Raw genomic sequence first — 24,773 nt, 5'->3', positions numbered from 1 at the left:
CACCTGATTTGGCATGGGCAGCAAGGTTCACTTGGTTCATCACCTTGCAGCCGATGAGTTGCATCGGCTGTACAAGGCCGCGACGGATGCGACGGAGCGGACGCATCTGCAGATCATCTGGCTGCTGACCAGCGGGCGCTCGGCCCAGTTCGTGGCCGAGGTGACGGGGTACACGCCGCGCTGGGTCAGCGTCATCGTGGGACGCTATAACGAGGCCGGGGTTGCGGGGCTGGGCGACCAGCGCCAGTTCAACCCCGGCGCCAGACCGCTGCTCGACGCAAGCCAACAGCGCCGCCTGAGGGATAACCTGGACGATCCGCCGCCCGACCGTGGCTTGTGGACGGGCCGCTCGGTCGCCCAATGGATCGCCGGCATGCTCGGGCGTCTGGTCTCCCCCCGGCGCGGCACCGATTATCTGGGCCGGCTCGGCTTCACCCGCCAAGTGCCGCGCCCCCGCCATGCCGAAGCCGATCCCTTGGCCCAAGAGGTCTTCAAGGCGCGGTTCCGCCGCCGTGTGCAGGCCCTCCAGCAGGAGGATCCCGACACGCCTCTGGAGGTGTGGGCGATGGACGAGCATCGCGTCGGGCTGAAGCCGGTGCTCCGCCGGGTGTGGGCGCCGCGCGGCTGCCGCCCCATGGCCCGCGGCCACCAGCGCTTTGAGTGGATGTATCTCGTGGGCTTCGTGCGGCCGAGTACCGGACAGGTAGTCTGGTTCCTCACCGATGGCATTGATGCGCCCATGTTCGGGGCCATCTTGGACGCCTTTGCCCGCGAGGTTGGAACTGGGCCCACCAAGCACGTGCTCATCGTTCTCGATGGCGCGGGCTGGCATGTCGCCAGCACGCTGGACATCCCGGAGGGCATCACGCTGGAATTCTTACCCCCGTATTCCCCCGAATTGCAGCCGGCCGAGCATCTCTGGCCACTGACCAACGAAACGATCGCCAACACCTACTTCGAGGATCTCGGTGCCCTTGATCAAGCGCTTGCCGATCGTTGCTGCGGTCTCGCCGATAATCCTGATCGCATTCGAGCCGCGACATGGTTCCACTGGTGGCCGCAATTCGCTTGATTTCCAAGCAATGGAAGCCTTCACGCGAGACCATGCAGAACCCCTGGGTGGTTCGGGTAGCCGAGCAGGGCGAAGGCATGTAGGTTCGGGGACGTCTCGGCTGTGGACTCCGCCATGCCTCGCCGGTCATCAACCAAGAGTGCGTCGCCTGAACCGCCTTCCGGTTTGATCCTCCAGGTGAAGGTCCGCCTGCTGGGGATCAGCCCCATGATCTGGCGGCGGCTCCTGGTGCCGGCCTCGTACACCCTCGAAGAGCTGCACGGCGTCATCCAGGCAGCGATGGGTTGGGAGGGCATCCACCTCTACCGGTTCTGGATACGCGCCGTCCATTACGGCTCGTTCGCTCTGTGCGTCTCCTCGCCACGCGTGCCCCTCGACGCCTTCCGGTTCCGCAAGGGCGCCAAGTTCGTCTACGACTACGACATGACGGATTTCTGGCGGCACGAGGTCCGGGTCGAGGATCGGCTGGAGCCAGAGCCGGGGCGGTCCTATCCGGTCTGCATCGCCGGCGACAACGCCTGCCCACCCGGAGACTGCGGTGGACCGGAGGGCTATGCGAACCGGCGCCACGAAGCCGTCGGGTTCGAGGCCATGGACGACGTCGCCACGCTGTCCGGACTGATCGAGGCGATCATGGTCGAGAAGAACACCGGCCTGCTCGATGACCCCGACACGCGCTGGGAGCTGGAGGAGGTCGTCGACCGCATCCGTTGTCGCCGGCGATGCAGACCGGATAGGACCGCCCCGGCTCTGGCTCCAGCCGATCCTCGACCCGGACCTCGTGCCGCCAGAAATCCGTCATGTCGTAGTCGTAGACGAACTTGGCGCCCTTGCGGAACCGGAAGGCGTCGAGGGGCACGCGTGGCGAGGAGACGCACAGAGCGAACGAGCCGTAATGGACGGCGCGTATCCAGAACCGGTAGAGGTGGATGCCCTCCCAACCCATCGCTGCCTGGATGACGCCGTGCAGCTCTTCGAGGGTGTACGAGGCCGGCACCAGGAGCCGCCGCCAGATCATGGGGCTGATCCCCAGCAGGCGGACCTTCACCTGGAGGATCAAACCGGAAGGCGGTTCAGGCGACGCACTCTTGGTTGATGACCGGCGAGGCATGGCGGAGTCCACAGCCGAGACGTCCCCGAACCTACATGCCTTCGCCCTGCTCGGCTACCCGAACCACCCAGGGGTTCTGCATGGTCTCCCGCTTCACCTCGTCCAAGGCGGTGGGGGCGCACGTCGGGCTGACGCCCAAGAAGTACCAGTCGGGCGAGACCGACGTCACCGGCGGGGTCAACAAAGTGGGGGACGCGATGGTGCGCACCGCGCTGTACGAGGCGGCCAACGTGCTGCTGAGCCGGACCACCCGGTTCTCCACGCTCAAGCGCTGCGCACTGGAGGTGGCCAAGCGGCGCGGCGTGAAGCGGGCCAAGGTCGCCCTGGCGCGCAAGTTGGCCTGCGTGCCGCACCGCATGTGGGTGGACGGCAGCGAGTTCCGCCGGCGCCTCCGTGCCCCAGCGGAACTCGCTGCCTACTAACACGAGCTCGCGGCTCATCGAATACATCGGCCTGCCCACCTGACGCGCTCCCGATGCCCCTCGTCCCGGATGGTCGCACCATACATCAGGGCCGGAGCGGCCCCAACCGGACAAGGGCAGCATCGGACATCATCATACCGGTTACCAATGCCATTGAGGCCCTGAACTCGAAGCTGCGCCGGGCGGTGCGGGCCAGGGAGCATTTCCCCAATGACCAGGCCGCCCTGAAGCTCCTGTTTCTCGTCTTGAACCGCGCCGAGAAAGACTGGAAGATGCCGCCGCGCGAATGGACGGCCGCCAAGGCGCAGATGGCCGTCATCTTCGGCGAGCGGTTCGCAAAGGCGATGAACGCCTGATACTCATCCCCCCACCGAGCACGAAATTCCCGACACTCCCGGTAAGGGCGGAACCTAGCCGCCTGTAGGGACATCTTCTTTCACCACATCGCCTTCGGGCGGTAACCGAACCGAAATGGGCACTGCACCTTCCGCCCTTCGGCCACACATGACAGTCCTGACCACTTACGCTCAACGGAGGAGATACGCGGAATTGGTCTGGCGGCCCACATCGTTTGGTGGCAGCCTGTGTCATGTCGGCCTCGCCATGGACCGTTTCGGTGTGGAGTCGCCATGGACGCCTGGAGGTTGTCCCTCCTCGGCGGGTTCGAGTTGCGAACGGCTGCGGGCTCGTCGGTCGTGCTCACCACCAGAAAGGCGATGGCCCTGCTGGTGCACCTCGCCCTGCGCCCCGATCACGCCCAATCCCGCGACAAACTTGCCGCCCTGTTTTGGGAAGACAGCCCGGGCATCCAGGCCCGCAGCAGCTTGCGTCAGGTGATCGCGGCCTTGCGCCGGCTGCCCGCAGAGGGTGGCCCGCCCCTGTTGTTGGCCGAAGGCGACATGGTGGCGCTCGCCTCAGGCTGTGTCGAAACCGACGTTGCTGCGTTCGAACAAGCGGTGGCGAAGGGGATGGCTACCGGCTCGGTGGAGGCGCAGGATCTCGCTCTGGAGCTTTATCGGGGAGACCTCTTCGATGGCGTTGCGTTGCGCGCGCCGACCTTTGATGACTGGCTGATGACCGAACGACAGCGCCTGCGCGAACTGGCGCTCTCCACGATGACCCGACGGCTCGATGCTGCGTTGGAGGCCGGCACGACGGAAGCCGGTGTCCGCACGGCGTTGCGCATCTTAGCGCTCGATCCGTTGCAGGAGCCAGCCCACCGGGCGCTGATGCAGCTCTATGCCCGCCAGGGACGCTACGCTGCGGCGCTGAAGCAGTATCAGACCTGCCGCAGCCTGCTGGAGCGCGAGCTGGGCGTCCCGCCCGAACCGGGAACCGAACGCGTGTTCCGTGAGGTTCTCGACCGCCGGCGCGCCCGCGATGGCTCCGCCCCCGCTGCGCCACCTGCGCTGGACACGTCCCCGTCCGCGATGTCTCCGTCCGGAAATGAGGAGCCGGGCACACCCACCGTTTCACCGGAGCCCGTTTCACCGGAGCCGCAGCCCGCCGCGTCCGGTCCTGCCGTTAAGCCCGAATTGCGGTACGCGGCCATCCTGTGCATTGGCCTGACCGGTGTGGAGGAGGCCGGTGCCTCGCTCGATCCAGAGGACGCGCACACCCTCTCCACAGGGTTGTTTGACCGCATCGACCGGATCGCCAGGGATTATGGCGGACAGACGGTGCGCCATGGCGGCGATACGGCCCTGGCGGCCTTCGGAATCCGGCGTGCGTTCGGCGACGATTCGTGGCGCGCGGCGCGCGCGGCGCTGGACATCCAGACGGAACTTGGGCGTGCGGCGAAGGGGATGGGCGTGCGGGCCGGCGTCGCCTGCGGTCTGGTCGTGGTGGATGGCGCACGCGGCGGGACCGTCACCGGCAAGGCCATGCACGACGCCACGCGTCTGGCGGCGCGCGCCGCCTCCGGAGAAACATTGCTGTGTGACGGGATGCGCGGCGCCCTCGGCGACCGCGTGGACGTAGAGCCGGTGTCGGACGGAGAGGAAGCCATCACTTGGCGTCTGCGCGGACTGCACGGCGGCGTGGGGCCGGCCCGTCATCCCTTCGTCGGGCGGCAGGCGGAACTGCGCCAGTTCCGGGCGGCACTCGACGGGTGCCGCGAGAGCGGCATCGGCACGACCATCCACCTTCGCGGCGATCCCGGTATCGGGAAAAGCCGCCTCGTCGGCGAATTCCAGCGGATCGCCGCCGAGGCGGGGTTCCGCAGTGCCGGCGGCGTTGTGATCGAGGTTGGCGTTGGCCGCGGGCAGGACGCGCTGCGGGCCCTGGTGCGCAACCTCGCTGGACCGCCGGTCGAACTCGACCGGCTGTTCGAGGACGGGCTGTTGTCGGCGGATGTTCGCCTGCACCTTTATCCGATCATGGACCGGCCGCTGCCGCTCGACCTCCGGGCGGTGTACGAGGCGCTGGACCACCCCACGCGCGACCGTGGCCGTCGCGACGCCTTCGCTGCGTTGGTGCGCGCCCGGAGCACCGCACAGCCCCTGCTTCTCGTGGTGGAGGACGTGCACTGGGCCGACGCACAGACCCTGTCCTATCTCGCCATGCTGGCGGCGGTGGTTGCGGAATGCCGCGCCATGCTGGTGATCTCCACCCGTGTTCAGGGCGATCCGCTCGGCGCCGAATGGCGTGCCGCCGTCGGTGGGGCTCCGGTGCTGACCCTCGACCTTGCGCCCTTGCGCCGGGACGAGGCCGTGACCCTCGCCAGCACCTACGCCAACGCGGGGGCACGGCGCGTGCTTCGTTGCGTGGAGCGGGCAGAGGGCAATCCGTTGTTCCTCGACCAGCTGCTGCGCAGCCAGAGCGGTGGGGAAGACGTGCCCGGAACCATCCACGGGATTGTGTTGGCGCGGACCGACGCGCTTGCCCAGCTCGACCGGCAGGCCTTGCAGGCGGCCTCGATCCTGGGACCGCAATTCACGCTTGATGCGCTGCGACACCTGATCGAGAAGCCTGACTTCAGCGTGGCCGCGCTGCTCGGCCAAGCGCTGATCCGCCCGGATGGGGAGTCGTTCCTGTTCGCCCACGCCCTGGTGCAGGAGGCGGTGTATGGAGCGCTCCTGCGCTCGCGCCGGCGCGACCTGCACCGGCGCGCCGCCGATTGGTACGCCGCCCGCGACCCGGTGCGCCATGCCGAGCACCTCGACCGGGCGGACGACCCCATGGCCATCGCGGCCTATGCTCGCGCTGCGGAGCTGTGCGCCGCCGATTTCCGGTTCGAGCGTGCGGTCGGCCTCGCCGAGCGCGGGCTCGCCCTCGCCGGGACGCGTGCGGAACGCTTCGCGCTGGTCTATCTGCGGGCCGAACTGCTCGACGCGCTGGGCGAAGCCCCGGCGGCGGTGCAGGCGTTCGCCGCCGCTCGCGATCTTGCGAACGATGATGCCGAACGCTGCCGGGCCTTGCTCGGCTTGGCGGCCGGCAAGCGGGTGACGGAGGACCTGGATGGCGCCATGGCGGCGCTGGCCGATGCCGAAGCGGTGGCGGTGCGCGCCGGACTGACCGGCGAACGGGCGCGGGTCCACCACCTGCGCGGCAACCTCTGCTTTCCGCGCGGCGATCTGGACGGCTGCCTGCGAGAGCATCGGGCGGCGCTCGACTGGGCGCGGCAGGCCCGAGCGGTGGACCCCCGGGCGGCGGAGCTGGAGATCGCCGCGCTGGGCGGGCTGGGCGACGCTCATTACGCCCACGGCCGCATGGTGACCGCGCGCGAGCATTTCGAGCGCTGTGTCGCACTCGCCCGCGAGCATGATCTGCCGCGTGTCGAAGTGTCGAATCTCTATATGGTTGCGATCACGCGCCTCTACCTCAACGACCCGCGCGGCGCAGTGGAGGATGCCCGCGCCGGCGCCCGTGCGGCCCACGACATCGGCCATCGCCGGGCCGAAATGCTGTCGCATCTCGTCGCTTACGAGATCCTGTTCGAATTGGGGGAAGCGGCCTCCGGCCGCGACCATCTCGTCCGCGCCCGGTCACTGACGCAACAACTCGGTGCGCTGCGCTTCGAAGCGGAGCATCTGGCGTTCGAGGCGAAGCTGGAGCGCCTCGCCGGCCGCCGTTCCGACGCCTGCGCCCTGCTGCACCGGGCGCTCGACCTCGCCCGCGAAACGGGGCTCGGCTATATGGGGCCGTCGATCCTGTCGGAGTTGGCCCTGTGCTGCGACGATCCGGCCGCCCGGCGCGCGCGGCTGGACGAGGGGGAGGCGTTGCTGGCCTGCGGAAGCGTCGGGCACAATCATCTACAGTTCTACCGGGACGCCATCGACACGGCGCTGGATCTGCACGACTGGCCCTTGGCGGAGCGCTACGCCCAAGCCTTGGAGAACTACGCGGCCGCCGAGCCGTTGCCCTGGTGCACGCTGTTCGCTGCGCGCGGCCGGGCGCTGGCCCGCTGGGGCCGGGGACTGCGCGACGAGGCGACCCGGCGCAGCCTCATCGACGCGCTGGAGGAGTGCCGCCGGGTTGGCTTCGTCCACCCGATCCAGCGCGTGCAGGACGCACTGGCCGCCTGATGCGCCTACAGCCGGTTCAGCGCCAGTTGGCTGCGATCGCCGGCCCATGAGCGGGCGAGGCGCTCGGCGGTCTCCTCGGCTTCGGCGGTGCGGCCTTGCGCCCTCAGCACCTCGGTCAGACCATAGAGCGCCCAGCCGTTGTGCGGGGTCTTCGTCAGGCTGGCGCGGAAGGCGCGTTCCGCCTCCGCCGCCTGCCCGGTCTGAAGCAGGACGGCACCCAGAGACTGCCGCACCGGATAGTACCAGTAGGGCGGCTCCATGTAGGACAGCGTGTCCTCGATGGTTGCGGCCTTGCGGAATTCCTTGAGGGCAGTTTCCAGGTCACCGCGCGCCTGCGCAATGCGTGCCAGCACCACATGGCGGGACAGCGTGGCGATGCGGTCCGCCGGAATGCCGGCCGCGTCCAGGCCGCTGAAATCGGTGGTGCGGACGATGGTGTCGATGGCTTCCGCCTCGCGCGCCGCCTCGGCGCCGTTGCCCGCCGCCGCCTGGGCCACCCCGCGGGCGTAGTACCACAGGGCCTTGACGTAGGGAAGCTCGTCGCCGGGATCGGGCAGCGCAAGGACGATGGCCGGCGCGCTGTACTAGGCGTGCGCGAAATAGGGCGCGGCCTTGATCGGCTGGACCCACGGGATCGTCCGCGCGGCCTCCTCGGTGACGGTCCTGGCAAGCTTGTCGGCGGAGGCGACCACGGTCGGTCCGTCGCCGGCCATCTGCGCCGACACCATCAGGAAATGAATGTTGTGGGGATAATAGGCGCCGGGATAGAGGCCGGAGGTCTTGACCTTTGCCAGATAGGCTTCGTCCGCGGCCACCGCGCCGCGGTTGGCCTCCAGCGAGTCCTTGTAGCGGCCGACCCGGTAGTAGATGTGCGAGGGCATGTGCACGATGTGCCCCCGCCGCCGGCATCAGCCGGCCGAGGCGGTCGGCGTAGGGCTCCGCCCGCTCGGGCCGGTCGGACGCTTCGACCATGTGGATGTAGTAGTGGATCGCGCCGGGATGCTCCGGATCGGACGCCAGCACCCGTTCCAGTGTCGCGACGATGTCCGCGGTGCGGCCCTTCGGCGTGCGGCCGGCGTCCGCCCAGTAATCCCAGGGCGTCAAATTCATCATCGCCTCGGCCGTCAGGACAGCGATCTGCGCATCCTCGGGAAACCGCCTTGCGACCTCGGCCATCGCGTCGGCGTAGGCCGCGTCGAGCGCCTTGCGGTCGGCGGGCGCACCCTCCGCGTAGCGGTGGGCGAGGGCGTCGATCAGAGCACGCTTCCGGTCCGTGGCGTGGGCGGCGTGGGCCTGCGCCTGCCGCAGGGCCTCCAGGGCCGGCGCGTTGGCATCCGGCTCCATCGGCCAGTTGATGTTGGGGCCGAGCACCAGCGCCTCGCCCCAGAAACACATGGCGCAGGTGGGATCGAGACTCTGCGCCTTGCGGAAGGCGCGTCCCGCCTCCCCATGGTTGAAGGCGTAGGACAGGCGGAGCCCCTGGTCGAAAAAGGCCTGGGCCTGCGGGCTGGCGGTGGTGACGGCCCATGAGAGCGTCCCGAGACCGTCGAGCAGGTCCACCGAAGCGTCCAGCGGGCCGGTCGCTCCGGTCCCCATCTCGGTAAAGGGCTTCACTTCCGTTTTCAGCGGGCGGTGCATCGAATGGTCTTGTGCGCTCGCCGGACACGCCATGGTGAGCACAGTGACGGCGAGGAACGTGGAAGAGTACGGAATGCGGGCCACGGCGTGTTCTCCCTGCTGTTCTGGCGGGAACGATAGGCCCCAACGCTAGCCTCCGGCTTGTCAGCCGCCCGTCATGCGGAGCGTGCAAGCGGCGTGAAAACCGCCGCGGCGAGGGGAAAAGACGAAATCGGGCCATGGCGTGAGGGTCCGCTGTGCGAATTCACGCACGATTCACGCGCCTGATGACGGGCGGCAGACGGGCGAGGAGGCATGGTGCGGCTACGACATTCCCCGTATCCGGAAAGGAACGCCCCGATGACCGCCATGACCTCTCATGACAGCACCGCCACCGTGACCGACAGCTTCGACCAGGACCGGGCCGACGCCTTCGCGGAACGGCTGATCGGCGTGCTGAACGGCGGCGCCATGGCGCTGATGACCTCGATCGGCCACCGCACCGGCCTGTTCGACCAGATGGCGCTGCTGCCGCCGTCCACCAGCGGAGAGATCGCGCAAGCCGCCGGACTCAATGAGCGCTATGTTCGCGAATGGCTGGGCGCCATGGTGACGGGCGGCTTCGTCGCCCTCGACCCCGACACCGGCCGCTACGCCCTGCCCATGGAGCATGCAGCCTCGCTGACGCGGTCCAGCCCGTTGGGCAACGTCGCGGTCTATGCGCAGTACATCCCTCTGCTCGGCTCGGTCGAGGACCGCATCGTGGAGTGCTTCCACAAGGGTGGCGGGGTGCCGTACGAGGCCTTCGCCCGCTTCCATGAGGTGATGGCCGAGGACAGCGGGCAGACTGTGTTGGGGGCGCTGATCGACCAGATCCTGCCCCTGGCTCCGGAGATCGTGGAGCGGCTGGAATCCGGCATCGACGTGCTGGATGTCGGCTGCGGCAGCGGCCGGGCGCTGAACCTGCTGGCCCGGACATTCCCAAACAGCCGCTTCACCGGCTACGACCTGTCGGTGGAGGCCATCCGGCGTGGGCGCGCGGAGTCGATTCAGCACGGGACGGGCAACATCCGCTTTGCCCAGGCCGATCTGACGCATCTGGACGAGGTCGCGCGCTACGACCTGATCACCGCCTTCGACGCCATCCACGACCAAAAGGAGCCGGGAACCGTGCTGAGCGCCATCGCCCGTGCGTTGCGGCCCGGCGGCACTTTCCTGATGCAGGACATCCACGCCTCGTGCCACCACCACAACAACATCGACCATCCCATCGGACCGCTGCTCTACACCGTGTCCTGCATGCATTGCATGACCGTGTCGCTGGCCCAGGACGGTGCTGGGTTCGGGGCGATGTGGGGGCGGGAAACGGCCATTGCGATGCTGCGTGAACGCGGTTTCGTGAACGTCAAGGTGCAACAGCTGCCGCATGATCTGCAGAACGATTACTACGTCTGCCGGCGCGAGCCCTGATCGGCCGACAAGCCGGGCCAGCACCTATTCAGAACAGGAGACAATCATGTCGTCCACATCCATTCATGCGGTGCCGCGCGCTGAGCGCACCACCTTTGGGTTTGCCGCGTGGCGCAGCGTGGCTGACCTTCTTCTCGTGCGCCTTGGGGAAGGGCACCGGAGGCGCCGGACAATGGCCTCTCTCCAGGCGATCGATGACAGGACTCTGAAGGACATTGGCGTCGATCGGTGCGAAATCATGTGCTCGGCCCAGCAGGGGCTCAGTATGCGACGACGCCATTATCAACCAAACACAGTAAAGCGTAGCTCTTCCAGTGTTTACGTGCGACTCTCAGCCATCAAGCTCGGAGGGGACGATGGGATCGGTGCTGGAGGATCTGGCGGCCATCCGGACCGTGGCGGAGATGACCGAAGCGTTCCGCGACGAGGCGCGGTGCCGTCGGCTGGTTGAGGCGATGGTGTGGCCGAACGGACGGCTCTGTCCGGCCTGCGGCTCACGGCGCTCGATCACTCTGGCGGGGCGCGACACGGGACGACGGTCCCGGCCCGGACTCTATCAGTGCTGCAATCCGGATTGCCGCTTCCAGTTCACCGTGACGACGCGAACCCCGTTGCATGGAACGAAGCTGCCGTTGCGGACCTGGCTCATGGGGCTGTGGTTCATCCTGCAATCGGACAAAGGCATCTCGTCCATCCGTCTGGCCGAAGCACTCGGCGTCAGCCAGCCGACGGCATGGCGGATGGGCCATGTCCTGCGGCTTCTGGTGTTGCGCGACCATCCGCTGGGCGGGACGGTGGAGATCGACGAGTTTCATTTCGGCGCCAAGCCGCGCCGCGACCCCAACCCTCCCAAACTGGGTCGAGGACGCAAGGGCCATCCCCGCACGACGAAAACTCCAGCGCTTGCGGTCGTCCAGCGGCCAAGCAGCCGGGAACCGGGAACACCGGCGGGCGAAGCCCGTGCCGCGGTGGTCGCCGACCTGTCGCTCGACGAGGCCGAGCGGGTGCTCGAAGCCGCTGTCGATCCCGACGCGCACTTGATGAGCGACGAATGGAAGGCGTTCATCGCCATCGGGAGCGCATTCGGTGCGCACGACACAGTCCGCCATTCTCAGCGCGAGTATGTTCGCGGCAGCGTGCATGCCAACTCGGCCGAGGGCTTCAACGATCGTGTCCGGCGCACGATCGCCGGTGTCTTCCATCACATCAGCCCCGACCACGCCGACCTGTATTTTGGCGAGATCGGTTTCCGCTGGTCCCAGCGCACGGTGGCGGGTCAGGCCCAGCGCCGGACCCGCAAAGGACGCACGGTGATCCAAACCCTCTGGTCCCGTGTTCCCCCAGCCCTCCAGCTTCCAGCCGTCTTTCGCTACGCTGTCGGGCGCCAACTTCGGCGGACCAAGGACGGCGGGATCAGCATCCGCTCCGCCGTAGCTGTCTTTAGTTGATAATGGCGTGCGACGATAAGTGGAAGGTTCCGTTGCCAAGTTTGACGGCGGGCGGCGATCAGATAAAACCCGGCTCCTTTCAGCGGCTGGGGTGACACGGTGATGCGCAGCGGGCGGGCAGGCGATCGACTTTCAGCTCAGCGCCAAGCGCGATTCCGCGGCGGCACGGCGCTTCTCCCGCAAGGCGCTGAAGCAGGCGCACACCGTCAGCCCGCGCGTCGTCACCGTTGACAAGAATGCCGCTTACCCGAATGCGGCCAAGACGATGAAGAAAGCCGGCGAGCTGTGGCGGTTCACCAAGCTGCGGCAAAGCTGCTGGTTTCTGACGTTCTGTGGTCCCTTTTTTTCCGGTGTTGCCAGATTGGCAACAAGCGGTCCGGCATGGCAGGTTGCCGGGCATGAGCACGTCGACCAACCTGTACCGCTTGCTGCCAACCTGACAATACCCTGTCTCAACATGCGCAAAGTTGAAGGCCACTTTCGTGTAGCGACTCCTGCTCCGCGATCACCAGAAGAAGAAATAAAATAACAAATATCCACAAAGGGCGGTGATGGCGTGAACTGATGCCGAGCTCCCAATGCATTTTAATCGCAGTCACCGGGCGATGCCCGGTCACACCACGGAGATTGCGATGACCATCATTGCGAACGCGACCGAAGGCACCGACACGCTGCAGGGCACTTCCATTGACGATACTTTCAAAGCACTTGGCGGCAACGACCAGGTTTTTGGCGGAGGCGGGGCGGACACCATCAGCGGCAACGCTGGCAACGACATGATCTATGCCGACAGCTACGGCGGCGGCACCGGGGCCGACGTCGAAGGCACCTGGAACAAGCTGTTCGGCGACGCCGGGGACGACGTTCTGATCAGCGGCGCCGGTTTCGACGACCTGTGGGGCGGGGTCGGCAATGACACGCTGACCGGCGGGGCCGGAGCGGATTGGTTCGTGTTCGAGCCGGGCAGCGGCGTGGACACCATCACCGATTTCACCCCGGGCAGCGACCAGATCATCGTCATGTCGAACATGAACGGGGCCGGCGATCCGGTGCTCAGCCAGAACGCCGACGGCACGGTGGTCGACTTCGGTGCCGGCAACGCCGTGCTGCTCCAGGGCGTCGCCCTGGCCGAGCTGCCCGCCGACGCCATCGTCACCGCCCCCTACAGCGACGGGCCGTCCTTCTACACCACCGCGGTGGAGGCCCTCCTGGGCTGAGCGTCGCGTTTCCTTCCGCTTCGGATTTGCCATATGAGAAACCTCAGGCTCCGCGCCATCCGCGCGGAGCTCTTTCTTTGTCAGCTCATCTTTTCCGCAGTCACAAAAGGCTGGATCCACCGCATCTGCGCCGTGTCGGGCGGATGCGGTTGGGGGGTAAGCTGACCACCGGTCGGACTCCTGCCCGCCGATTGGACAAAGAGGAGGGATGCCCATGGGCCGGGCCTCTCTGCTGCCATGCCTGCTGACCGGGCTTGCCATTCTGGCGGCGGGAATGGTTTGCGCCGAAGACCCGACGACGGCCGATGGGCTCGCCCGGCAGGCCGAGGCGCACCGGGCGGAGGGCAAGCTCGAGCAGTCCTTCAACGAACTGCTGCGAGCGCGCACCCTGGCGGAAAAGTCCGGCGATCCGGGCCTCCTGTCCGCCATCGACGCCGCTCTGGCGGATGTCGGAAGTGCGGGCGAGTTCGACGGACGGGCACGGGAAGGTTGGGCACGGGCGCTCGACCGCCTGCTGGCCGAAATCGGTCCCGGTCAGGAGCGCACCCGGGCGGCGGCGCTCAACACACTGGGCCGGCTGCGCGACACGCCGGATTCCGTGGATGCCTTCCGACAGAGCGCCATGCTGGCGCGGCGGGCCGGCGACCCGGCGCTGGCGGCGACGGCCGGCATCAACGCCGCGCGCCGCCTCGCGGCCATGGGTGCGCCGGCACAGGCCGAAGCCGCGCTGACGGAGGTGGAGCGCGATCTGGCGGCGCTGGAGGACGGCGGCGGAAAGGCCTTTCTGCTCGTCGCTCAAGGCATCGCCCTGATGGACGTGCAGGCGGCGGCCCGGCAGAGCCGCGGCACCCTCGCCCGCCGCAGCCATGATTGCTTTGTGAAGGCCGCCGAGCTGGCGCGGGCGGCCGGAGACCGGCGCACCCTGTCGGCCGCACTTGGATATTTGGGCACCCTCTATGAGCGGATGGGCCGCCCCGACGATGCGCTCGTCCTGACGCGGGAGGCCAGCTTCTGGGCGCAGGAGAGGATGGCCGCGGACCTCCTGTTCCGCTGGCACTGGCAGGCCGGGCGGCTGCACCGCAGCCAGGGCCGGACGGCGGACGCCCTGATGGCCTATGACGCCGCGACGGCCGCCATCCGGCGCATCCGCTCCGACCTGCTGCGCGCCTATGGCGGTTACGGCTCCCTGTTCCGGGAGGCCATCGGGCCGGTCTATCTGGAATCCGCCGACCTGCGGCTCCGTCAGGCCTCCGCCCTGCGGGGCACACCCCAGGCGCAACGGCACCTCGTGGCCGCCCGCGACGCCCTGGAGCAACTGAAGGCGGCAGAGCTGGAGGACTATTTCCAGGACGATTGCGTGGCGGCGCTGAAGGCCAAGGTCCAGACCATCGATCCGCTGGCCCCGGGCACCGCCGTGCTCTATCCCATCCTGCTGCCCGACCGGCTAGAGCTTCTGCTGAGCCTGTCCGACGGGCTGCACCAAGCCACCGTTCCGGTCGGCGGGGCCGAGGTCGGGGCGGTTGCGGCCAGCTTCCGCCGGCAGCTGGAGCAGCGGACCAGCTCCCGCTTCCTCGGCGATGCGCGGCGGCTCTACGACTGGCTGGTCCGGCCCTTCACGCCGCTGCTGGAGGCGCGGAAGGCCGACACGCTCGTCCTCGTGCCGGACGGGCCGCTGCGCAGCATTCCGATGGCTGCCCTCCACGACGGAAAGCGTTTCCTGGTGGAGCGCTACGCGCTGGCGGTCACGCCCGGCCTCAGCCTGATGGAGCCGAAGCCGCTGACCGTGCAGCAGGCCGAGCTGCTGCTGGCCGGGTTGACCGAAAGCGTGCAGGGCTTCCCCGCCCTGCCCTTCGTCGAGTCGGAAATCAAGACGATCCATGGCGCGCTAGGCGGGACGGTGCTGGAAAACCGCAGCTTCGTCATCGAACGGGTGGGGCGGGAGCTGAACGCGGCGCCCTACTCCATCGTCCACATCGCCTCGCACGGAAAATTCGAGCCGGAGGCGAGCGACAGCTACATCCTGGCCTACGACGGGCGGCTCAGCATGGACCAGCTCGAGCGCTTCGTGAAGCTGAGCCAGTACCGGGAGGAGCCGGTGGAGTTGCTGACGCTCAGCGCCTGCCAGACGGCGGCGGGAGACGACCGGGCGGCGCTGGGCCTCGCTGGGGTGGCGATCAAGGCTGGGGCGCGCAGCGCGCTCGCCTCGCTGTGGTTCATCAACGACCAGGCTTCGTCGCAGCTGATCGCCGACTTCTACCGGCGGCTGGCCACCGGCGCGCCCGGCAAGGCGGAGGCGCTGCGGCAGGCCCAGATGTCCATGCTGACGGATGTGCGTTACCAGCACCCCGGCTATTGGGCCGCCTTCCTGCTGATCGGAAACTGGCGATGAGGGAGCGGATCGTCCCGTCGCTGCTGATTGGGCAGGCCGCCGTGCTCGCGGTGCTGCTGATGCACCTGCTGGGCTGGCTGCAACCGCTCGACCTGCTGGCCTACGACAACGGGCTGAAGCTGCGCGCCCGGCCGGCGATGGACGACCGCATCGTGCTGGTCGGCGCGCGAGAGGCGGATCTGGCGTCGCTCGGCTGGCCGTTGTCCGACGGGCAGCTGGCCGGCCTGCTGAAGGCGCTGTCCGCCGCGGAGCCGGCGGCCATCGGTGTGGACATCTACCGCAACTGGCCCATCGGCGACGGCCAGGGCGAGCTGGAGCGGGTGCTGCGGGAGAACCCCGACATCGTCTGGGTCAACCGCCAGCCGTCGGAAGCGGGCGGGGCCATCGCCGCGCCGTCGGTGCTGGCGACGCCGGACCGCATCGGCTTTTCCGACATCCTGGTCGATCCCGACGGGGTGGTCCGCCGCAGCCTGCTGTTCCTGGAAGACCCGTCGGGGCAGCACGCCACGGCGCTGTCCATGGTCATGGCGCTGCGCCTGCTCGGACGCCGGGGTATCGTCCCGCAGTCCGACCCGGAGGAGCCGGAGCACATGCGGCTGGGTGCCACCACGCTGCGTCCGGTGGAGGCGACGGACGGCGGCTATGCCGGGGTGGACGCGCGCGGCTATCAGTTCCTGCTCGACTACGCCCTGGGGCCGGGGCCGATCCGGAGTTTCTCGGTGCGGGAGGCGCTGGAGGGGCGGGTTCCGGCCGAGGCGCTGGCCGGGCGGCTGGTGTTCGTGGCGGTCACCGCCGACAGCGTGAAGGACTATTTCCGGACGCCGGTGGACAGCGGCTTCGCCTTCGGCGCCGTGGTGCACGCCCAGGCCACCGGCCAGCTTCTCCGCATGGCCCTGGGCGAGGCGAAGCCGACGGCAAACCTGCCGGACTGGGCCGAACTCGCGGTGACCGTCGCCGTCGGGCTGGCCGGTTCCCTCCTCGCGCTGGCGATGCACGGACCGCTGGCCTTCGCCCTGCTGCTGGCCGGGGGGACGGCGCTGCTGACCGGGCTGTGGTTCGCGGCGCTGGCGCAGGCGCTGTGGGTGCCGCTGGCCGCGCCGCTGGGGGCATGGGCGCTGGCGCTCGGCCTCGTCACCGCCTTCCTGTCGCGCCGGGAGCGGGCCGACCGCGAGGCGCTGATGAGCCTGTTCTCCAGCCACGTGCCGGGGCCGGTCGCAAAGGAGCTGTGGGAGCGCCGGCACCTGTTCATGGACGGCGGGCGGCCCCGGCCGCAACGGCTGACGGCGACCGTCCTGTTCTCCGACGTCGCGAACTTCACGCCGATTTCGGAGAAGATGGAGCCGGAGGAGCTGGACGCCTGGCTGCACGACTACATGGGCGCCATGGTCCCGGTCATTCAGGATCACGGAGGCCTGCCCCTGCGCTTTGTCGGCGACGCCATCCTGTCCGTCTTCGGCGTGCCCGTCCCTCGCGAGACGGAGCAGGAGATCGACCGCGACGCCGGCAATGCGGTCTGCGCCGCACTCGCCATGGCCGACGTGCTGGCCCGCCTGAACGAAGGCTGGGCCAGGCAGGGCCTGCCGCCGGCCGGGATCCGGGTCGGCATCTACACCGGCCCGATGGTGGCCGGCAGCATCGGCGCGCCGGGGCACATGGAATATTCGCTGACCGGCGACGCCGTGAACACGGCGGCCCGCCTGGAAGCGCTCGCCAAGACGGTCGGCACCGACGTGCCGGGGCGGCCCTGCCGGATCCTGGTGGGCGATCCGACCTGGGAGCGGCTGCGCGGCGCCTTCCGGGGCTCGGCGGTCGGCGAAGTGCCGCTGAAGGGCAAGGACCGCAAGGTCGGCGTGCACGTCATCCTCGGCGAGGGGGGCGCGGGGGTACCTGACTCGGGGGAGCCGGACGCGGACGTGTTGCGGCTCACAGCGCCGCCAGCCCCGGCGCCGCTAACATCCGGACCATCATCGACCGATGGGGCCGGACCGATCACCGGTTCACGCAAGAAGGGAGCCACGGGATGACGCGCCATCCGATCCTGGCGGCGACGCTCGCCGCGACCACGATTCTGTCCGCCGGCCTGCCGGTTGCCGCCCAGGCGGCCTCCTCCGAGCGCGGCGGCGCGCAGGAGGCCGCCGTGCCCAGCGGCGGCATCGTCTATGTCCCGCCGTCGCGCGGCGCGCCGCAGGGGCGCATCGGCGGCAGCACGCGCGGGCCGGCCGGCGGGTTGCCCAGCCTGGAGGTGCTTGCCCCCGACCATGCCGGCCTGACGGCCTCGCCGCAGCCGACCCTGCTCTGGTACCTGGGAGCGCCTGCAAAGGGGCCGATCGAGATCGTCGTCGATACGGTGGAGATGTCGGGACGCCCGCCCCTGCTGGACGTGGCGCTGCAGCGCCCATCGCCCGGCATCAACGCCGTCGATCTGGTGAAGCACAAGGTCCGGCTGGAGCCGGGGCGGCTCTACCGCTGGTCGGTGGCGATGCAGGTGGATCCGGCGCAACGGTCGGGCGACGTGCTGGCGTCGGGGATGATCGTCTACCAACCGGAAGCGAGCCCCGCGGTGGACCGCCAGGCCCCGGCGGCAACGGCGGCGAGCCAGTTGGCCGCCCAGGGATACTGGTACGACGCGCTGGCCGTCCTGTCCCGCGCCATCGCCCGCCAGCCCGGCGACGCCGGCCTGCGGGACCTGCGCGCCACCCTGCTGGAGCAGGTGGGATTGCGCGAGCCGGCGGCGTACGACCGCGCGGGCAGGAGGGGGTGAGGCCGTCGCACCGGTCCGGGGCGGCCGGGCGGAGATCTCAGAAAACCCTTGCGGTGACGCGGAACTGCACACCGTGGTCCTGGAGGGAGTCGCCATCCGCGTCCGGCACGTCGCGCAGGGGCCGGGCGTAGGTCAGTTGCAGGCTGACGTCGGGTGAGACGTCCCAGCGCAGGCCGAGACCCACGCTGGCGATGGCGCGCGGGGCCGGCGTCAGTTCCCCGTGGTTCCAGCCCCGGCCATAATCCAGGAAGGGGACGAGCGACACGCGCCCGTCCTCGGCATCGCGCGACAGCGGGGGCAGCGGGACCTGGAACAGCGGAAACCGCCCCTCCAGCGACAGGACGAGCCCCTGGTCGCGGACCAGCGTGTTCTCGCGGTAGCCGCGCACCGTGTCGAAGCCGCCGATCGCGATGCGCTCGTTGGGCAGCAAGGTGTCGTTCGAGAGTTGCACGTCGGCCCGCAGCACGATCTGGTTGCCCCGCTCGTCCAGGCGCCTCGCCCATTGGAACTGGCCGAGCCAGGCGAGGAACTGACCGTCCGGCGTGCCCGGCTCATGATGGACGGTGGCCCCCAGCGCGTCGATGCCCAGGCTGAAGACGGAGCGCAGCGCGATCACCTCCTCCGGCCGGCGGCGCAGCCAGTTCTGCGACAGGCGCAGCACCGTCAGGGTCGCCCGGCCGTCGTCCACCCCTTCGGAAAAGGTGAAGGGCCGTCCCAGCAGGAAGGTCTCCGCCCGGTTGCGCGACAGGGTCAGGCCGATGTCCAGGCGGTCCCGCGCGGTCAGGATCACCGGGTGGGAGACGCCGGCCTCGTAGGTGCGCACGCGGCTCTCGATATCCAGCTCGTCCAGCGGGGCTTCCACGATGCGGGCACGGGCGTTTTCCGCCCGCAAGCGCAGCGTCGTACCGGCGGAGGTTACCGGAAGCTCGAAGGCCGCCCAATAGTCGTGGGAGCCGCGCGTCTGCTCCAGGACGATCTCCAACGCGTCCCCCCAGCCCGTCAGGTTGCGGACGATGCCGAACGCGTTGCCCCGCAGTTCCCCCGTGGTCGGGGACGAGGCGTTGTCGACGTTCAGCCACAGCGCGTAGGGCCGCGCCCGCGTCACCGCCACGTCCAGGCGGCTTTCCCCCAGCCGTTCGCCCGGCCCGAGTTCGGCGTTGATGCGCTCGATCAGCGGGTCCTGGAGCAGCAGCAGCACACGCTCCCGCAGCGCATTGACGTCCAGCGGCGTGGTGACGCCGCGCGCCAGCCGGCGTTCGACGTAGCGGGGGTCGAGCCTGCCGGTCCCGGTCACGTCGATCCCGGAAAGCACGCCTTCCACGATGCGGACGGTGACGATCCCGTCGGTGACGTCCTGGTCCGGCAGCACGGCGCCGGAGGTGATGAAGCCCCGCTCGATGTGCAGTTCGGTCAGGCGCCGCTGAAGTTCCTGCAACTCGTCGGCGTCGACCTCCCGTCCGGCGAAGGGGGCGGCGGCGGCCACCAGCTCGGCCGTGGGGATCGCCGTGTTGCCTTCGAAGCGGTAGCCCTTCACGAAGACGTGTGGCGCCTGCGAGAGCGGCGGCGCCCGGTCCGGCCGGTCGAGGACGGGGGGCGGCAGGATGTCCGGTCCGGAGGGTTCGAAGCCGGGAAGGTCCGGGCGTTCGCGCGTGCTCCGCTCCGGCAGCGGGGGTGTGAGTTGGGCCGGCATGATTTGAGATTGGGCCGATGACGCCGTGGCGATCAGCAGGGCCATGGCCCCGGCGATGCGCGGGCACCGGGTCACCGCGCCGGCTGGCCGTAGTCGGCGATCTGCTGCGGTTGCAGCAGGGTGATGTAGCCGTTCTCCATCGCGATCAGTTCCTCGTCCTGCCAGGCGCGGAGCTGTTTGTTGATGCTCTCGCGGCTGGTGGCGATCAGGTTGCCGAGGTCCTTCTGCGACAGCTTCAGGTCGATGCGCAGCCCGTCCCGGGTGCGGCGGCCATAGCTGGCGCCGAGCCGGACCAGCAGGCGGGCTATGCGCTGCGGCAGGTCGAGCAAGGCCAGATCCTCCACCAGCAGGCTGGTCTGGCGCAGGCGGTCGCACATGACCTCCAGCATCTTGATGGCGACCTGCGGGCTCTTTTCCAGGAAGGGCACGAAGTCGCGCCGTTCGATGACCAGAAGCACGCAGTCCCCGATGGCGGTGGCGTCGGCGGTGCGCGGGCGCCCGTCGAGCAAGGCGATCTCGCCAAAGATACCGCCGGTTTCCACGACCTTGAAGACGATCTCCTTGCCACTTTCGGAGATCGTGCCGATGCGGACGTTGCCCAGCAGCACGGCCATCATGCCGCTGCCTGGATCGCCCTTCTGGAAGATGGTTTGGCCATTCTTGTACCGGCGCTCCCCCGCGAAGGCGAGGATCGCATCCACGTCCTTGCCGCTGATGCAGCGGAACAGGTCGTGCTGAAGAAGAAGCTGGCGTTTGAAGACCGGATCGAAGCGACGCACGAATCCCTCCCATGTGGCTCCAGGGAGATCCGAACCATCGGTTGCGGCCTCCCCACTTAACGTCACCCGGAAAGCCCGTGCCAATGGAGCATCGGGGTTATCCGAATTTCGAAATGTTTGGTACCGGCGTGCCGTGCTGCGTTCGGACGCCGCCCCGGCATCACTCCTCGCGGAAGGCGCGGGCGAAGCTGTCGGTCAGTGGGGCCAGGAAATAGTCGGCGGCGGTGCGGCGGCCGGTCACGATCATCACTTCCGCCGGCATGCCGGGCTGGAGGTTCAGCCCGCCGGCCCGCTGCAACTCGCCGCGGTCCACCACGATGTGCGCGCTGTAGGAGGCATCGCCCGTGCGCTGGTCGGTCAGCGCGTCACCGGAGACATAGGTCACGCGGCCCGACAGGACGGGGGTCGTCCGCTGCTTGAAGGCGGTCAGGCGGATCCGCGCGGATAGCCCGGTGTGGACGTTGTCGATGTCGGTCGGCCGCAGCTTGGCCTCGATCAGCAAGCTGTCGTCGTCCGGCGCGATGTCCAGGATCGGCTTGCCGGCCCCGATGACGCCACCTGCTGTGTGGACCTGCACGTTCATCACCATGCCCGTGGCCGGTGCTCGCACCACCGTCCGATCCAGCACGTCCCCGGCGGCGTGCAAGCGCTCGTCCAGTTCGCGCAGCTTGCCCTGCACCTCGCGCAGTTCCGTCGCCAGTTCCTCCGCGCGCTTGTTGCGCAGGTCGAGGATTTGCAGCTCGGTCTCGCCGCGCCGCTGCTCCGCACGCGCGATGGAGGCGAGATATTCGCCGCGCCGGCCGCCGAGGTTCGCGGCCTCGCGTTCCAGCGACAGCAGACGCGACTTGCGCTCCAGCCCCTTGGCGACGAGGGTGCGCGCGTCCTGCATCTCCTCCGCGATCAGGCTCAGCTGGACTTCCGTGCTGGCGACCTGGGCGCGCAGCCCGTCGGCCTCGGCGTCGAGCTGGGCGGTTCGCTGGATCAGGATGTCCACCTGACCCCGCAGGCTTTCCCACCGCGCGGCGAAGAGGCGGCGCTGCCCGTCGAGCAGTTCGGCGATGCGGGCATCCTGGTCGTGGGCGGCGCGGACGGCGAGATGCGGCGGAAAGGCCACCTCGTCGGCTCCCGCCCGCTCCGCCAGCAGGCGGGCCTCGCGGGCCAGCAGTTCATCCTGCTGGGAACGCAGCGTGTCCAGCGCGCTGCGCGCCTGGGTCTGGTCCAGGACGACCAGCGGCGCGCCGGCCTCCACCCGCGCGCCCTCGGCGACGAGGATGCCGCGCACGATGCCGCCTTCCAGATGCTGCACGGTCTTGCGGCGGCTCTCCACCACCACGTGTCCGGCTGCCACGGCCGCGCTGTCCAGCGGTGCCGTCAGGGACCAAGCGCCAAGGACGCCGGTGAAAACCGTGAGGGACAGGACGCCCGCCAGGATGATGCGGCCGGGGTTGGGGGCGGCGGTGGAGTTGTTGGCGGAGTTCGCGGTGTCGGCGATGCTGGTCATGGCGGGGATCCTTGTCGCGAAAACGAGGGTTAGGCGGCGGAAGAGGAGATGGCTTCCCGAGCCTGGGCGGGGCGGGGCTGGCCGAGGGCGGCGATCACCTCGTCGCGCGGACCGAACCGGGCCACAGCGCCGTCCCGCAGGACGAGCACGCAGTCGGCGACGCGCAGCAGGTTCGGCCGGTGGCTGGTGGCGACAACCGTGGCGCCGCGCGCCTTCAGCGCGGCGATAGCCTTCTGCAACGCCGCCTCGCCGGTGCCGTCGAGATGGGCGTCCGGCTCGTCGAGCACGACGAGGCGAGGGTCGCCGAACACGGCGCGGGCGAGCGCCAGACGCTGGCGCTGGCCGGCGGACGGCAGGAAGCCTCCGCTGCCGAGGCGGGTTTCATAACCCTGGGGCAGGCGCAGGATCATGTCGTGGACGCCGGCAATCGTCGCCGCCTCGGTCACGCGGTCCAGCGGGGCCTCCTCCATGCGGGCGATGAAGGCGCGGACGGTGGTGTCGATCAGGTCGCCGTCCTGCGGCAGATAGCCGACATGGCGCCCGAGTTCGCCCCGGTCCCAGCCCGCCACGTCCACACCGTCCAGCCGCACCACCCCGGCCTGGGCCGGCAGCGCGCCGACCAGCGTTCGCGCCAACGTGGTCTTCCCAGCTCCGGAGGAGCCGACCACCACCAGCACGGTACCCGGTTCCATCGCGAAGGAGACGTTCTTCAGCAGGGACCGGGCACCGGGAATGGGACTGGCGGCGATGCCTTCGACCGACAACAGTCCCCGTGGCGGCGGAAGGCCGCGGACGGTGCGCCGCGGCGCCGGTGTCTCAAGATGGGCTGCCACGCGCCGCCACGCCGCACGCGCCGCCGCCAGCGTCCGCCATGCACCGATCACCTGCTCCACCGGAGCCAGCGCACGGCCGAGAAGGGTGGCGCTGGCGAACAGGGCGCCACCGGTGATCGCATGATCAACCACCAGATAGGTGCCGACCGCCATGATGGCGACCTGCACGACCAAGCGGACCCAGCGGGTCAGGGAATAGGCGGTGGCGTGCCGGGCGCAGGCGCGCTCCCCCTGGTCCAGGGCGGCGTCGTTTCCCTCCGCCCAGCGCTCGACCACGGCGGCCGACATGCCCATGCAATGGATCTCTTCCCGCGAGCGGACCGCGGCCTCGACGAAGCGCTGGGCGGTCGTGCCGGCCTCGGCGGAGGCGGCGACGGCGCGCCGCGTCAGCATCTCGCCCGTCCAGGCGATGGCGAACAGCGTCAGGGCGCCGCTGGCCGCCACCAGCCCCAACAACGGGTGCAGGGCGAACAAGGCCACCAGATAGACCGGAACCCACGGGACATCGGCTAGGGCGGCGACGACGGGGCTGCCCATGGTCTGCCGCAGCACCGCCAGTTCGCGCAGGGTGGTGAGATCGGCGCCCTGCCGGCCACCGTGCGTGGTCAGCGCACGGCGCAAGCACTCCGGGGCGAAGCGCCGCTCCACCCAGCTGGCGACGCGCAGCAACAGGCGGGCGCGCAGGATCTCCAGCCAGCTGACGAAGACGAGTGCGACCAGCGCGATCACAGTCAAATAGAGCAGCGTCTCCAGGCTGCCGCTGGACAGGACGCGGTCGTACACCTGCATGGAATAAAGCGGCAGGGTCAGCGCGAGCACGTTAATGGCGGCGCTGAAGCCCGCGGCGGCGACCAGGCAGCGGCGGGCGGGGGCGAGCGGTGACATGAGGGGCGATTTTCCCTTTCCGGTGCGCCGGAGCCATCCCCACGGCGTGCCGTCATTCCGCCACAGGCTTGTGCGCGGGGGAGTGAGCGCCACCACCACCTCGCAGTGTTCCGCGCAATTCCTGCAAAGCTGCCCCAGAAATTCCAACGGACTGCAAAGGAAATAAAATACCAAAATTTGGCAATGCACGGTGATGGCGTGAACTGATGCCGAGCCCCCAATGCTTTTTAATCTCAATCACCGGGCGATGCCCAGTCACACCACGGAGATTGCGATGACCATCATTGCGTACGCGACCGAAGGCACCGACACGCTGCAGGGCACTTCCATTGACGATACTTTCAAGGGACTGGGCGGCAACGACCAGATCTTTGGCGGAGCTGGGGCGGACACCATCAACGGCAACGCTGGCGACGACATGATCTATGCCGACAGCTACGGCGGCGGCACCGGGGCCGACGTCGAAGGCACCTGGAACAAGCTGTTCGGCGACGCCGGGGACGACGTTCTGATCAGCGGCGCCGGTTTCGACGACCTGTGGGGCGGGGTCGGCAACGACACGCTGACCGGCGGGGCCGGTTGGGACTGGTTCGTGTTTCAGCCGGGCAGCGGCGTGGACACCATCACCGATTTCACCCCGGGCAGCGACCAGATCATCGTCATGTCGAACATGAACGGGGCCGGCGATCCGGTGCTCAGCCAGAACGCCGACGGCACGGTGGTCGACTTCGGCGCCGGCAACGCCGTGCTGCTCCAGGGCGTCGCCCTGGCCGAGCTGCCCGCCGACGCCATCGTCACCGCCCCCTACAGCGACGGGCCGTCCTTCTACACCACCGCGGTGGAGGCCCTCCTGGGCTGAGCGTCACGTTTCCTTCCGCTTCGGATTTGCCATATGAGAAACCTCGGGCTCCGCGCCATCCGCGCGGAGCTCTTTCTTTGTCAGCTCATCTTTTCCGCAGTCACAAAAGGCGAAACGCATCCGCCTCTGCGCCGTGTCGGGCGGATGCCGTTGGGGGGTAAGCTGGCCGGCACTCGGAACGCGGAGGGCGTCG

The 24,773-nt window shown here is 69.0% G+C and carries 18 protein-coding genes and 3 pseudogenes; 14 read left to right on the top strand and 7 right to left on the bottom strand.

Annotated elements, in window-relative coordinates; translation table 11 throughout:
* Nucleotides 1-13 precede the first annotated feature (13 nt).
* Nucleotides 14-1,072, top strand: a complete 1,059-nt coding sequence (locus tag ACWPXE_RS24245) for an IS630 family transposase (protein ID WP_454019871.1) — start codon at nucleotides 14-16, stop codon at nucleotides 1,070-1,072.
* A gap of 114 nt (nucleotides 1,073-1,186) precedes the next feature.
* A pseudogene (locus ACWPXE_RS24240) lies at nucleotides 1,187-1,621 on the top strand (plasmid pRiA4b ORF-3 family protein); the annotation flags it as partial.
* Nucleotides 1,622-1,703: 82 nt separating this feature from the next.
* Here ACWPXE_RS24240 and ACWPXE_RS24235 read toward each other — a convergent pair.
* Nucleotides 1,704-2,120, bottom strand: a complete 417-nt coding sequence (locus ACWPXE_RS24235; RefSeq protein WP_454019870.1) for a plasmid pRiA4b ORF-3 family protein — start codon at nucleotides 2,118-2,120, stop codon at nucleotides 1,704-1,706.
* Nucleotides 2,121-2,263: 143 nt separating this feature from the next.
* Between ACWPXE_RS24235 and ACWPXE_RS24230 the strand changes: the two are divergent.
* From ACWPXE_RS24230 to ACWPXE_RS24220, 3 genes and pseudogenes are all read left to right on the top strand, one after another.
* Nucleotides 2,264-2,605 (top strand): annotated as a pseudogene (locus ACWPXE_RS24230) (transposase); the annotation flags it as partial.
* A 131-nt stretch (nucleotides 2,606-2,736) separates the two neighbouring features.
* Nucleotides 2,737-2,961, top strand: a pseudogene (locus ACWPXE_RS24225) (transposase); the annotation flags it as partial.
* Between the two features lie 273 nt (nucleotides 2,962-3,234).
* A complete protein-coding gene (locus ACWPXE_RS24220; protein ID WP_454019869.1) occupies nucleotides 3,235-7,131 on the top strand; it encodes a BTAD domain-containing putative transcriptional regulator in 3,897 nt (1,298 codons plus the stop codon).
* 5 nt (nucleotides 7,132-7,136) lie between these two features.
* Here the strand turns inward: ACWPXE_RS24220 and ACWPXE_RS24215 are convergent, their stop codons facing one another.
* Nucleotides 7,137-7,628, bottom strand: a complete 492-nt coding sequence (locus ACWPXE_RS24215; protein ID WP_454019868.1) for a tetratricopeptide repeat protein — start codon at nucleotides 7,626-7,628, stop codon at nucleotides 7,137-7,139.
* A gap of 87 nt (nucleotides 7,629-7,715) precedes the next feature.
* Complete coding sequence (locus ACWPXE_RS24210; RefSeq protein WP_454019867.1) at nucleotides 7,716-8,018, bottom strand: hypothetical protein; 303 nt, start codon at nucleotides 8,016-8,018, stop codon at nucleotides 7,716-7,718.
* Between the two features lie 1,090 nt (nucleotides 8,019-9,108).
* On the opposite strand from ACWPXE_RS24210, the gene ACWPXE_RS24205 reads away from it, so the two are divergent.
* The 8 genes from ACWPXE_RS24205 (at nucleotide 9,109) to ACWPXE_RS24170 (ending at nucleotide 18,033) form a co-directional block, all read left to right on the top strand.
* Nucleotides 9,109-10,218, top strand: coding sequence for a class I SAM-dependent methyltransferase (locus tag ACWPXE_RS24205; RefSeq protein WP_454019866.1), 1,110 nt, complete (start codon nucleotides 9,109-9,111; stop codon nucleotides 10,216-10,218).
* Nucleotides 10,175-10,669 (top strand): DUF1127 domain-containing protein, encoded by a 495-nt coding sequence (locus ACWPXE_RS24200; RefSeq protein WP_454019865.1) that lies wholly within the window; start codon nucleotides 10,175-10,177, stop codon nucleotides 10,667-10,669. The genes ACWPXE_RS24205 and ACWPXE_RS24200 overlap by 44 nt, the downstream gene beginning before the upstream one ends.
* Nucleotides 10,575-11,666: an IS1595 family transposase gene (locus tag ACWPXE_RS24195; RefSeq protein ID WP_454019550.1), complete on the top strand. Its 1,092-nt coding sequence runs from the start codon at nucleotides 10,575-10,577 to the stop codon at nucleotides 11,664-11,666. Before ACWPXE_RS24200 ends, ACWPXE_RS24195 begins: the two co-directional genes overlap by 95 nt.
* Nucleotides 11,667-11,790: 124 nt before the next feature.
* A complete protein-coding gene (locus ACWPXE_RS24190; RefSeq protein ID WP_454020057.1) occupies nucleotides 11,791-12,195 on the top strand; it encodes a DDE-type integrase/transposase/recombinase in 405 nt (134 codons plus the stop codon).
* Between the two features lie 103 nt (nucleotides 12,196-12,298).
* Nucleotides 12,299-12,883, top strand: coding sequence for a calcium-binding protein (locus tag ACWPXE_RS24185; protein ID WP_454019864.1), 585 nt, complete (start codon nucleotides 12,299-12,301; stop codon nucleotides 12,881-12,883).
* A 214-nt stretch (nucleotides 12,884-13,097) separates the two neighbouring features.
* On the top strand, nucleotides 13,098-15,272 hold the full coding sequence (locus ACWPXE_RS24180; protein WP_454019863.1) for a CHAT domain-containing protein: 2,175 nt from the start codon (nucleotides 13,098-13,100) through the stop codon (nucleotides 15,270-15,272).
* Nucleotides 15,269-17,296 (top strand): CHASE2 domain-containing protein, encoded by a 2,028-nt coding sequence (locus tag ACWPXE_RS24175; protein WP_454019862.1) that lies wholly within the window; start codon nucleotides 15,269-15,271, stop codon nucleotides 17,294-17,296. Before ACWPXE_RS24180 ends, ACWPXE_RS24175 begins: the two co-directional genes overlap by 4 nt.
* A complete protein-coding gene (locus ACWPXE_RS24170; protein ID WP_454019861.1) occupies nucleotides 17,293-18,033 on the top strand; it encodes a DUF928 domain-containing protein in 741 nt (246 codons plus the stop codon). Before ACWPXE_RS24175 ends, ACWPXE_RS24170 begins: the two co-directional genes overlap by 4 nt.
* A 37-nt stretch (nucleotides 18,034-18,070) precedes the next feature.
* On the opposite strand, the gene ACWPXE_RS24165 is transcribed toward ACWPXE_RS24170, so the two are convergent.
* From ACWPXE_RS24165 to ACWPXE_RS24150, 4 genes are all read right to left on the bottom strand, one after another.
* Complete coding sequence (locus ACWPXE_RS24165; protein ID WP_454019860.1) at nucleotides 18,071-19,798, bottom strand: ShlB/FhaC/HecB family hemolysin secretion/activation protein; 1,728 nt, start codon at nucleotides 19,796-19,798, stop codon at nucleotides 18,071-18,073.
* Nucleotides 19,795-20,502 (bottom strand): Crp/Fnr family transcriptional regulator, encoded by a 708-nt coding sequence (locus tag ACWPXE_RS24160; protein WP_454019859.1) that lies wholly within the window; start codon nucleotides 20,500-20,502, stop codon nucleotides 19,795-19,797. Before ACWPXE_RS24160 ends, ACWPXE_RS24165 begins: the two co-directional genes overlap by 4 nt.
* A gap of 160 nt (nucleotides 20,503-20,662) precedes the next feature.
* Complete coding sequence (locus ACWPXE_RS24155) at nucleotides 20,663-22,003, bottom strand: HlyD family type I secretion periplasmic adaptor subunit (protein WP_454019858.1); 1,341 nt, start codon at nucleotides 22,001-22,003, stop codon at nucleotides 20,663-20,665.
* A 29-nt stretch (nucleotides 22,004-22,032) separates the two neighbouring features.
* The gene (locus tag ACWPXE_RS24150; protein ID WP_454019857.1) at nucleotides 22,033-23,721 is read right to left on the bottom strand and encodes a type I secretion system permease/ATPase; all 1,689 of its coding nucleotides are present in this window, start codon (nucleotides 23,719-23,721) and stop codon (nucleotides 22,033-22,035) included.
* 274 nt (nucleotides 23,722-23,995) lie between these two features.
* Between ACWPXE_RS24150 and ACWPXE_RS24145 the strand changes: the two genes are divergently transcribed.
* Nucleotides 23,996-24,580: a calcium-binding protein gene (locus tag ACWPXE_RS24145; protein WP_454019856.1), complete on the top strand. Its 585-nt coding sequence runs from the start codon at nucleotides 23,996-23,998 to the stop codon at nucleotides 24,578-24,580.
* Nucleotides 24,581-24,773 lie beyond the last annotated feature (193 nt).

Source organism: Azospirillum sp. Marseille-Q6669 (assembly GCF_965111635.1).
The sequence above is the reverse complement of the archived record's forward strand: the minus strand, read 5'-3'. Positions and strand labels throughout refer to the sequence as shown.